Below are 11,877 nucleotides of genomic sequence, written 5' to 3'. Positions count from 1 at the left end.
ATGGTGCCGGCGCGCATCGTGCGCCTGGACGCGCTGCCCCTCACCCCCAACCGCAAGCTCGACCGCAAGGCCCTGCCCGACCCCGAGTGGCAGGGGCGTGACGCCGTCGCGCCGCGCACCGGGACCGAGCGCCGGCTGGCGGCGATCTGGGCGGAGCTGCTGGAGATCGACGGGTTCGGCGTCACCGACGGCTTCTTCGAGCTGGGCGGCCACTCGCTGCTGCTGACCCGGCTGGCCGCGCGGGTGCGCCAGGAGTTCGCGGTGGAGCTGCCGCTGTCGCTGGTCTTCGAGGCGCTGACCGTCGAGCGGCTGGCGCTCCGCATCGACGGCGACGCCACCCCGCCGGACGCCGCCCGCCGTGACGCGGACGTGGACGTGATGTCCGGACTTCTCGACGAGTTGGAGCATCTCTGATGAAGGCGACGGCCGTGCCGCCCACCGCCCTGCAGGACATCGTTGCCCGCCTGGTGCGGTTGCCGGAGGAGAAGCAGACCCTGTTCCTGCGCCGCCTGCGCGAGCAGGGGATCGATCCGGCCCGCCTGCCGCTGGTGCCGTTCCCGCAGGGCGAGGAGGCGCCGCTGTCCTTCGCCCAGGCGCGGCTGTGGGTGCTGTGGACGCTGGATCCCGCCAGCCCCGCCTACAACCTCCACCGCACGCTGCGGCTGGCCGGCGACCTCGACCGCGATGCCCTGGACGGGGCCTTCACCGCCCTGGTCGCCCGCCACGAGAGCCTGCGCACGGTGTTCCGCGCCGTGGACGGGGACGCCCGCCAGCGCGTCCTTCCCCCGGCCCCCGTCGCCGTGCCGGTGGAAGACCTGTCCGCCCTCGCGCCCGACGAGCGGGAGGAGGCGGCCCGCCGGATCGTGGCGGAGGAGGCGGAGCGGCCGTTCGACCTGACCGCCGGCCCGCTGCTGCGCCTGCGCCTGCTGCGCCTGGACGGGCGCGAGCACCGGCTGTCGGTGACCATGCACCACATCGTCGCCGACGCCTGGTCGATGGCCGTCGCCATGGCCGAGTTCGCCCGGCTCTACGCCGCCCGGCGGCAGGGGGGCGACGCCGGGCTGCCGGCCCTGCCGGTCCGCTACCGCGACCACGCCCTGTGGCAGCGCCGGCTGGTGGAGGCCGGCGAGCTGGAGCGGCAGCGCGCCTACTGGCTGGACGCCCTGGCCGGCGATCCGCCGGCGCTCGACCTGCCGGCCGACCACGTGCGCCCGGCCCTGCGCAGCGGGCGCGGCGCCACCGTCGCCTTCACCCTCGACGCCGGCCTCGCCGGGGCCCTGCGCGGCCTCGCCCGCGCCCACGGCGCCACCCTCTTCATGGTGCTGCTGGCCGCCTTCCAGGCGCTGCTCTACCGCTGCACCGGGCAGACGGACGTGCGGGTCGGCGTGCCGGTGGCCAACCGCGACCGCGCCGAGACCGAGGGGGTGATCGGCCTCTTCGTCAACACCCAGGTGCTGCGCGCCCGGGTGGCGGGCAACCTGTCCTTCGCCGCCCTGCTGGCGGAGGTCCGGCGGACGGCGCTGGCGGCGCAGGCCAACCGCGATCTGCCGTTCGAACAGCTCGTCGAGGCCCTGCAGCCCGAGCGCAGCCTGAGCGCCACGCCGCTGTTCCAGGTGCTGCACAACCATCTCCGCGACACGGCGACGGCGGCCCAGGCGCTGCCCGGCCTCGCCGTCGAGCCCGTCGAGGCGCCGCTGACGGCGATCGGCGTCGACCTCACCCTGGACACCGCCGAGGCGGCGGACGGCAGCGTGCGCGCCGCCCTGAGCTACGCCACCGACCTGTTCCGGCGGGCCACCGCCGAGCGCCTGCGCGACCGCTACCTCGCCCTGCTGCGCCAGGTGGCGGCGGCGCCGGAGCGCCCCGTCGGCGACCTCGCCCTGCTGCTGCCCGACGAGGCGCAGGCGCTGGCCGCGACCAACGCGCCGTCGCCCGGTTTCGACGGGGTTCTTCTTGCCGAGCGGATCGCGGCGCAGGCGGCGGCGCGTCCGGACGCACCGGCGCTCGTGTGCGGCGACACGGTGCTGGACTTCGCCGCCCTGGAGGAGCGGGCCAACCGCCTGGCCCACGAGCTGGCCGCCCGCGGCGTCGGCCCGGAGGTGCGGGTCGCCGTCGCCCTGGAGCGCTCGGTCGAGCTGGTGGTCGCCTTCCTGGCGGTGATGAAGGCCGGCGGCGCCTACGTCCCCCTCGACACCGCCTACCCGGCCGAGCGCCTGCGCTTCATGATCGCCGACGCCGCCCCGGCCCTGCTGCTCACCCGGACAAACCTGCGCGCCGTCCTGCCCGACGTGTCGGGGCCCGACGCGCCGGGGTCCGACGTGGTCGCGCTCGACAGCCTCGACCTGGCGCACCGGCCGGCGACGCCGCCGGCGGTGGCGGTGCCGCCGGCCGCGCTGGCCTATCTCATCTACACCTCCGGCTCGACCGGCCGGCCCAAGGGGGTGGCGGTGGCGCACGGGGCCCTGGCCATGCACTGCCGCGCCATCGGTGCGCGCTACGCCATGGGCCCCAAGGACCGCGAGCTCATCTTCATGTCCTTCTCCTTCGACGGCGCGCACGAGCGCTGGCTGACGGCGCTCAGCCACGGCGCCGCGGTGGTGCTGCGCGGACCCGAGCTGTGGACGCCGGAGCAGACCCTGGCGGCGCTGGAGCGGCATGGGGTGAGCGTCGCCGCCTTCCCGCCGGCCTACCTGCAGCAGCTCGCCGAACAGGCCGAGCGGCGGGGCGGGCCGCCGCCTCCGGTGCGGGTCTACTGCTTCGGCGGCGACGCGGTGCCCGAGGCCAGCGTCGGTCTGGTGCGCCGGGCGCTGGCGCCGGAGCGCGTCGTCAACGGCTACGGCCCGACCGAGACGGTGGTGACGCCGCTGCTGTGGACGCCGGCGGCGGACGAGGCGTGCGGGGCGCCCTACGCGCCGATCGGCGACCGGGTGGGGGCGCGCAGCGCCTGGGTGCTCGACGGCGACCTCAACCCGCTGCCCGACGGGGTGGCGGGGGAGCTGTACCTGGGCGGGGCGGGGGTGGCGCGGGGCTACCACGGCCGGCCGGGGCTGACGGCGGAGCGCTTCGTGCCGGACCCGTTCGGGACGGCGGGCGGGCGGCTCTACCGCACCGGCGACCGGGTGCGCCGGAGGGCGGGCGGGGTGTTCGAGTATCTCGGGCGGGTCGACCACCAGGTGAAGATCCGCGGCTTCCGCATCGAGCTTGGGGAGGTGGAGGCGCGCCTGGCGGCGCACCCGTCGGTGCGCGAGGCGCTGGTGGTGGCGCGCGAGGCGCCGGGCGGCAAGCAGCTGGTGGGCTACGTGGCGGGGGCGGCGGAGCCGGGGGAGCTGCGGGCGCACCTGAAGGCGCAGCTTCCGGACTACATGGTGCCGGCGCACATCGTCGTGCTGGAGCGGCTGCCGGTGAACGCCAACGGCAAGCTGGACCGCGCCGCCCTGCCGGAGCCGCAGTGGCAGGGCGGCGCGCGGGTGGCGCCGCGCACGCCGGCCGAGCGGCGGCTCGCCGCCATCTGGCAGGACGTCCTCGGCCTCGACGCCGTCGGCGTCCACGACAACTTCTTCGAGCTCGGCGGCCACTCCCTGCTGGGCATCCGCGTGGTGGCCCGCGTGCAGGAGGCGCTGGGAGCCGCGCTCGACCTGCGCACCCTCTTCGAATCGCCGACCCTGGAGGAGTTCGCGCTGGTCGCGGAACGCGCCGCCACGGCGGCGGCGGGGCCGGCGCTGGTCCGCCGCCCGCGCAACGGCGACAGCGATGGCGACCCGCCGGCCTCCTTCGCCCAGAGCCGGATGTGGTTCCTCTGGCACCTGCAGCCGGACGGCGCCGCCTACGTCATCCCGGTGGCGCTGCGCCTCGAGGGGGCGCTCGACCGCGCGGCACTGGAGGCGGCGTTCGCCGCCCTGATCGCCCGGCACGAGGCGCTGCGCACCGGCTTCGCCCGGGTCGACGGCCGGATCGTCCAGCGCATCCGCGCGGAGCAGCCGTTCGCGCTCGCCCACCGCGACCTGTCCGCCCTGCCGCCGGACGCGGCGCGCGCCGAGGCCAGCCGCCTCGCCGCGGCGGACGCCGCGACCGGTTTCGACCTGGAGACCGGCAGCCTGCTGCGCGCCACCCTGCTACGCCTCGTGCGGGAGGAGGGGAGGGAGGAGCACGCCCTGCTGATCGCCCTACACCACATCGTCGCCGACGGCTGGTCGATGGGCGTGCTGGTGGAGGAGCTGTGCCACCTCTACGCCGCGTTCCGCGACGGCGTCGCGCCGGCGCTGCCCGACCTGCCCGTGCAGTACGCCGACTACGCCCTGTGGCAGCGCGACTGGCTCGCGGCGGGGGAGGGCGCCCGCCAGCTCGCGCACTGGCGCGCCGCCCTCGCCGACGCGCCGGCGGTGCTCGACCTGCCGGGCGACCGTCCGCGCCCGCCGGTGCAGAGCCACCGCGGCGCCAGCCTCGACGCGGTGGTGCCGGCGGCGCTCGCCGACCGGCTGCGGGCGCTGGCCCGCGACGGCGGCGCCACCCCCTTCATGCTGATGCTGGCCGGCTTCGCCCTGCTGCTCCACCGCGTCAGCGGCGAGCGCGACCTCTGCATCGGCGTGCCCGTCGCCAACCGCCAGCGCCTGGAGACCCAGGGCCTGATCGGCTTCTTCGTCAACACCCTGGTGCTGCGCTTCCGGGTGGACGGGGCGGCGAGCCCGCGCGCCCTGCTGGCCGAGGCGCGGCGGCTGACCCTGGAGGCGCAGTCCTGCCAGGACGTGCCGTTCGACCAGGTGGTCGAGGCCCTGCAGCCGGAGCGCAGCCTCAGCCACAACCCGCTGTTCCAGGTTCTCTTCAGCCACGACCGGCCGGCGCCGCCGCCGGCCCGCGACCTCGGCGGCCTGCGCGTCGCCGGGCTGGAGGCGGAGACGGCGGTGGCACAGTTCGACCTCGCCCTGCACACCAGCGAGCGGGCGGACGGCGGCATCGCCTGCACCTTCGCCTACGCCACCGACCTGTTCGAGCGCGACAGCGTCGAGCGGCTGGCCGCCGGCTTCCTGCACCTGCTGGCCGCCGTCGCCGACGCGCCCGACGGCCGCCTCGACCGGCTGCCGCTGCTGCCGGCCGCCGAGGCCGCCCGGCTGGTGCGGGCGGGCACCGGCACGCCGGTCGACCCGGCGGGCGCCCGCTGCCTGCACGAGCGCGTCGCCGAGCAGGCGGCCCGCCGACCCGACGCGGTGGCGGTGCGCTGCGGCGGCCGCTCGCTCACCTACGGCGCCCTCGACGCCCGCGCCAACCGCCTGGCGTGGCGGCTGCGCGGGCTCGGCGTCGGGCCCGACCGGCTGGTCGGCCTGGCGGCCGGGCGCTCGGCGGAGCTGGTCGTCGGCATGCTGGCCATCCTCAAGGCCGGCGGCGCCTACCTGCCGCTCGACCCGGCCTATCCGCCCGAGCGGCTGGCCTATCTGGTGGCCGACAGCGGCGCCGACCTCGTGCTGGCCGACGCGCACGGCCGGGCGGCCCTGCCGGCGGGGCCGGTGCGCGTCCTCGACCTCGACGGGGAGGACGGCGCCGCGGCGCCGGCCGGGCCGCCGCCGGCGGGGACGAGGCCGGACAACCTCGCCTACTGCATCTACACCTCGGGCTCCACCGGACGGCCCAAGGGGGCGCTGCTCACCCACCGCAACGTCGACCGTCTGCTGGCGGTGACGCAGGACGACTTCGCCTTCGCGGCGGCGGACGTGTGGACCCTGTTCCACTCCTTCGCCTTCGACTTCTCGGTGTGGGAGATCTTCGGGGCGCTGTGCACCGGCGGCCGCCTTGTGGTGGTGCCCCACGAGACCAGCCGGGCGCCCGACGCCTTCCACGACCTCGTGCTGGCCGAGGGGGTGACGGTGCTCAACCAGACGCCGTCGGCGTTCCAGCAGTTCGCCCGGGTCGCCCTGGAGCGCGGCGCCGACCTGCCGCTGCGCTGCGTGGTGTTCGGCGGCGAGGCCCTCGACGTCGGCACCCTGCGGCCGTGGTTCGCCCGCTTCGGCGACCGCCGGCCGCGGCTGGTCAACATGTACGGCATCACCGAGACGACGGTCCATGTCAGCCACCGCCCGCTCGATGCGGCCGACCGCGCCGGCAGCCCGATCGGCCGGCCGCTCGGCGACCTCTCCTGGTACCTGCTGAACGGCGCCCTGGAGCCGGTGCCGGTCGGCGTCTTCGGCGAGATCCACGTGGCCGGCGCCGGGCTGGCGCGCGGCTACCACCGCCGCCCCGGCCTCACCGCCGAGCGCTTCGTGCCCTCGCCCTTCGGCCCGCCGGGCGCGCGGCTCTACCGCACCGGCGATCTCGCGCGCTGGCGCGCCGACGGGACGCTGGAGTATGTCGGGCGCATCGACCAACAGGTGAAGATCCGCGGCTTCCGCATCGAGCTCGGCGAGATCGAGGGGCGGCTGACCGACCACCCCGCGGTGCGCGAGGCCGCCGCCGTGGTGCGCGAGGCGGCGGGCGGGCGCCACCTCGTCGCCTACGTCGTCGCCGACCCGGAGGGGGGGCTGGAGGAGCGGCTCAAGGCCCACCTCAAGGCCCATCTGCCCGACCACATGATGCCGGCGCGGATCGTCGCGCTGCCGTCCATGCCGCTGACCGCCAACGGCAAGCTCGACCGCCGCGCCCTGCCGGAGCCGGACTGGTCCGCCGCCGCCCACCGTGCGCCGGTCAGCGCCGCCGAACGGCTGCTCGCCGGGATCTGGCAGGAGGTGCTGGAGCGGCCGCGCGTCGGCCTCGATGACAACTTCTTCGACCTCGGCGGCGATTCCATCCTCTCCATCCAGGTGGTCGGCCGCGCCCGCCAGGCCGGGCTGGCGGTCACCGCCCGCGACCTGTTCCAGCACCAGACCGTCGCCGCCCTGGCGGCGGCGGCGGCGGCGCTGGAGCCGGCGCCGGACGCGGCGGGCGCCCCGGTGCCGGAGGACGGGACCTTCCCGCTGTCGCCGATGCAGCAGGGGATGCTGTTCCACACCGCGGACGACGACGGGGCCGGCCTCTACATCAACCAGATGGCGGTCGACGTGCACGGCCTCGATCCCGGGCGGTTCCGCGCGGCCTGGGAGGCGGCGGTGGCCCGCCACGACGTGCTGCGCACCGGCTTCGCCTTCGCCGGCGGCGCGCCGTCGGGCCAGCGGGTCTTCGCCGGGGCGGCGCTGCCCTTGCGCGAGCTGGAGTGGCGCGGGCCGGGTCGGAACGACCGCGCCGCCGGGGCGGGGGCGCTGGCCGCGGCGGCGGCCGAGGAGCGCGCCCGGCCCTTCGACCTGGAACGGCCGCCGCTGATGCGGCTGCTGCTGATCCGCCTGGGCGAGGACCGGCACCGGCTGGTGTGGACCTACCACCACGCCCTGATCGACGGCTGGAGCGTGTCGCGCCTGATCGGCGACGTGCTGCGCCTCTACCGCGGCGAACCGCCCGCACCCACCGCCCCCTACCGCGACTACGTCGCCTGGCTGGCCGCCCGCGACGGCGCCGCCACGGAATCCTTCTGGCGCCGCCGCCTCGCCGCCCTGGAGGAGCCGACCCTGCTGGCGGCGAGCGCCGGCCCGCGGCCGCCGGCCGGGGAGAGCGGGCACGCCGCCCTCTACACCCGTCTGGACGCCGGGCGGACCGGCGCCCTGCTCGCCTTCGCCCAGCGCCAGCGCATCACCGTCAACACGCTGGTCCAGGGCGCCTGGCTCCTCCTCCTCTCCCGCTACACCGGGCAGGCGACGGTGTGCTTCGGCGCCACCGTGTCGGGCCGCCCGGCCGAGCTGCCGGGGGCGGAGAGCATGCTGGGCCTGTTCATCAACACCCTGCCGGTGATCCGCACCCTCGTGCCGGAGCAGCCGGTCGGCGACTGGCTGCGCGCCCTCCAGGCGGAGAACCTGGAGATCCGCGAGCACGAGCACACGCCGCTCGCCGACGTGCAGCGCTGGGCCGGGCGCCCCGGCCAGCCCCTCTTCGACAGCATCATCGTCTTCGAGAACCAGCCCATCGACCGCACCCTGCGGGAGTGGAACGACCGCGACCTGCGCTTCGAGGACGCCAGCGACGCCGGCGTGACCAGCGTGCCCATGGACCTGATGGTGACCGTGGACGGCGGCCGGATGACCATCGAGTACATGCACCTGCGCGGCGCCTTCGCGGCCGGGACGGCCGAGGGCATCCGCGGGGCGATGGAGCGGCTGCTGGCGCGCATCGCCGAGGACGCCGACCGCCGCCTCGGCGACCTCGGCCTGGCCGCGGCGGAGCCGGGCGATCCGCCGCCGGCGGCCGGCGTCGCCGGGGAGCTGCTGGCGGCGCGGATCGCGGCGCAGGCGGCGGCGCGGCCGGAGGCGCCGGCGCTCGTGTGCGGCGACACCGTGCTGGGCTTCGCCGCCCTGGAGGAACGGGCCAACCGCCTGGCCCACGAGCTGGCCGCCCGCGGCGTCGGCCCGGAGGTGCGGGTCGCCGTCGCCCTGGAACGCTCGGTCGAGCTGGTGGTCGCCTTCCTGGCGGTGATGAAGGCCGGCGGCGCCTACGTCCCCCTCGACACCGCCTACCCGGCCGAGCGCCTGCGCTTCATGATCGCCGACGCCGCCCCGGCCCTGCTGCTCACCCGGACAAACCTGCGCGCCGTCCTGCCCGACGTGTCGGGGCCCGACGCGCCGGGGTCCGACGTGGTCGCGCTCGACAGCCTCGACCTGGCGCACCGGCCGGCGACGCCGCCGGCGGTGGCGGTGCCGCCGGCCGCGCTGGCCTATCTCATCTACACCTCCGGCTCGACCGGCCGGCCCAAGGGGGTGGCGGTGGCGCACGGGGCCCTGGCCATGCACTGCCGCGCCATCGGTGCGCGCTACGCCATGGGCCCCAAGGACCGCGAGCTCATCTTCATGTCCTTCTCCTTCGACGGCGCGCACGAGCGCTGGCTGACGGCGCTCAGCCACGGCGCCGCGGTGGTGCTGCGCGGACCCGAGCTGTGGACGCCGGAGCAGACCCTGGCGGCGCTGGAGCGGCATGGGGTGAGCGTCGCCGCCTTCCCGCCGGCCTACCTGCAGCAGCTCGCCGAACAGGCCGAGCGGCGGGGCGGGCCGCCGCCTCCGGTGCGGGTCTACTGCTTCGGCGGCGACGCGGTGCCCGAGGCCAGCGTCGGTCTGGTGCGCCGGGCGCTGGCGCCGGAGCGCGTCGTCAACGGCTACGGCCCGACCGAGACGGTGGTGACGCCGCTGCTGTGGACGCCGGCGGCGGACGAGGCGTGCGGGGCGCCCTACGCGCCGATCGGCGACCGGGTGGGGGCGCGCAGCGCCTGGGTGCTCGACGGCGACCTCAACCCGCTGCCCGACGGGGTGGCGGGGGAGCTGTACCTGGGCGGGGCGGGGGTGGCGCGGGGCTACCACGGCCGGCCGGGGCTGACGGCGGAGCGCTTCGTGCCGGACCCGTTCGGGACGGCGGGCGGGCGGCTCTACCGCACCGGCGACCGGGTGCGCCGGAGGGCGGGCGGGGTGTTCGAGTATCTCGGGCGGGTCGACCACCAGGTGAAGATCCGCGGCTTCCGCATCGAGCTTGGGGAGGTGGAGGCGCGCCTGGCGGCGCACCCGTCGGTGCGCGAGGCGCTGGTGGTGGCGCGCGAGGCGCCGGGCGGCAAGCAGCTGGTGGGCTACGTGGCGGGGGCGGCGGAGCCGGGGGAGCTGCGGGCGCACCTGAAGGCGCAGCTTCCGGACTACATGGTGCCGGCGCACATCGTCGTGCTGGAGCGGCTGCCGGTGAACGCCAACGGCAAGCTGGACCGCGCCGCCCTGCCGGAGCCGCAGTGGCAGGGCGGCGCAAGGGTGGCGCCGCGCACGCCGGCGGAGCGGCGGCTCGCCGCCATCTGGCAGGAGGTCCTCGGCCTCGACGCCGTCGGCGTCCACGACAACTTCTTCGAGCTCGGCGGGGACTCGCTCCTCACCCTGCGGGTCATCGCCCGCGTGCGCGCCACGCCCGAGCTGGGACTGGACCTGAAGCTGCGCGACATGATGCAGACGCCGACCATCGCCCAGCTCTGCGCGTCCGCGGCGGCGGCGCCAGGGGCGGCGGCAGCGGCGGAACCGTGCCCGCTCGTCGCCCTCAACCGGCCGGTGCCGGGGCAGCGGCCCCTGTTCTGCCTGCACGCCGGCTTCGGCACGGTGTTCGACTACGAGCCGCTGGCGCGCCGCCTCGACGGGACGGTCCCGGTCCACGGCGTGCAGTGCCGCATGCTGCTCGACCCGGCCTGGCGGGACGAGTCCCTGGCGGCGATGGCCGCGGACTACGCCCGCCACATCGCCGCCGCGCAGCCCGACGGCGCGGTCCGGCTGCTCGGCTGGTCGCTGGGCGGCAGCCTGGCGGTGCTGGTCGCCGACGCCCTGCGCCGCAACGGGCGGGCCGTCGACGTCCTCGGCCTCGTCGATCCCTTCGTGCCGGGGACCGGGGAGGGCGGGACGGACGCGCGGGAGGACCTGCTGGACGTCCTGCGCACGGTCCTGCCCGGTCCGGAGCCCGACGCCGAGCTGCTCGACGCCGTCGCCGCCGGGACCGACCGGGAGCGGATGCGGCGGGCCATCGCGGCGGCGCGCGCCGGGGCCGGCGGACCGCCTCCGTCGGCCGGCTGGGACGCCCTGGGCGACGAGGAGCTGGCGCTGGCCTTCGCCGTCGCCGCCCGCCTGCGGGCGCTGTCGGACGCCTTGCCGTCGCTGCCCGATCCCGGCGTCGCCCCGGCCTGCTGGTGGCGGTCGGGGCGGCGGGCGGCCCACGACGCGCTGTGCCGCCAGACCGGCCGGCCGGCGGCGTCCTGCCGGCTGAGCGACAGCGGCCACTTCGGCATCCTGCGCGACGCCGCCGTCCTCGACGGCGTGCGCGACGCCCTCTCCCTCTCCCTGCAACCCGCGTGAGTCGGGCGCCACGCGCCGACCGAGGATACCGCCCCGCCATGCCGCTGCACCCCGACCTCGCGTCCTTCCTGGAACTGGTGGAGCTCGGCCGCGCCAGCGGCCGCCAGCGCGCCATGCACGAGCTGAGCGTCGACGAGGCGCGGCTGGCCTTCGCCCGCTCCTCGGCGATGCTGGAGAGCGATCCGGCCGACCTGCCCTGGGTGCGCGACCTCGCGGTCCCGGCGGCGGATGGACGCTCCGTCGCCGTGCGGCTGTACGCGGTCGCCGCGCCGTCCGCGGCGGCGCCGCTGCCGGTGCTGCTGTACTTCCATGGCGGCGGCTACGTGGTCGGCGATCTCGACAGCCACGACGCCCTGTGCCGCGCGCTGGCCCGGCTGTCGGAATGGGCGGTGCTGGCCGTCGACTACCGCCGGGCGCCCGAGCACCGCTTCCCGGCGGCCTTCGACGACGCCCTCGCCGTGGTGCGCTGGCTGGCCGCGGAGGGGGCGGGGATCGGCCTCGACCCGGGGCGGCTGGCGGTGGCGGGCGACAGCGCCGGCGGCACCCTGGCGACCGTGCTGGCGAGCCTGGCGGTGCGCGAGCCCGCGGCGATGCCGCTGCCGCCCCGCGCCCAGGTCCTGCTCTACCCCGTCACCGACGCCGTGGGCGACCACCCGTCGCGCCGCCGCTTCGCCGAGGGCCACCTCCTGGAAAGTGCCACCCTGGAGTGGTTCTTCCGCCACGTCGAGCGGCGGCCGGAGGACCGGTCGGACTGGCGCCTGTCGCCGCTGCGGGCGGTGCCGCCGGCCGGCATTGCCCCCGCCCTGGTGCTGGTGGGCGAGTACGATCCCCTGGTCGACGAGACCGTCGCCTACGCGCACGCCCTGCGGCAGGCGGGCAACGACGTGACCCTGCGCGTCCTGCCCGGCCTGACCCACGACGTCCTGCGCATGGCCGACCTCCTGCCCGAGGCCGCGTCCCTGCGGCGGGACATCGCCGCGTGGTTGCGCAGCACCGCCTAAAGATCCCG

3 protein-coding genes are annotated in these 11,877 nt (G+C 76.9%); all 3 read left to right on the top strand.

What is annotated here, in order from left to right; translation table 11 throughout:
- Positions 1–414, top strand: a 414-nt coding sequence (locus ACSBPG_RS22025; RefSeq protein WP_435539368.1) for a phosphopantetheine-binding protein, incomplete at its 5' end; no start/stop codon positions are given.
- Positions 414–10,868 (top strand): amino acid adenylation domain-containing protein, encoded by a 10,455-nt coding sequence (locus ACSBPG_RS22020; protein WP_435539367.1) that lies wholly within the window; start codon positions 414–416, stop codon positions 10,866–10,868. The genes ACSBPG_RS22025 and ACSBPG_RS22020, both read left to right, overlap by 1 nt.
- 38 nt (positions 10,869–10,906) lie before the next feature.
- Entirely contained in the window at positions 10,907–11,869 is a 963-nt protein-coding gene (locus ACSBPG_RS22015; RefSeq protein ID WP_435539366.1) for an alpha/beta hydrolase, read from the top strand.
- Positions 11,870–11,877: the final 8 nt, after the last annotated feature.

Source organism: Azospirillum sp. ST 5-10 (assembly GCF_051225715.1).
Lineage (GTDB): Bacteria > Pseudomonadota > Alphaproteobacteria > Azospirillales > Azospirillaceae > Azospirillum.
The sequence above is the reverse complement of the archived record's forward strand: the minus strand, read 5'-3'. Positions and strand labels throughout refer to the sequence as shown.

Coding starts and splice junctions, on each gene's coding strand:
- ACSBPG_RS22020 (WP_435539367.1), top strand. CDS start 414: ATGAAGGCGACGGCCGTGCCGCCCACCGCCCTGCAGGACATCGTTGCC.
- ACSBPG_RS22015 (WP_435539366.1), top strand. CDS start 10,907: ATGCCGCTGCACCCCGACCTCGCGTCCTTCCTGGAACTGGTGGAGCTC.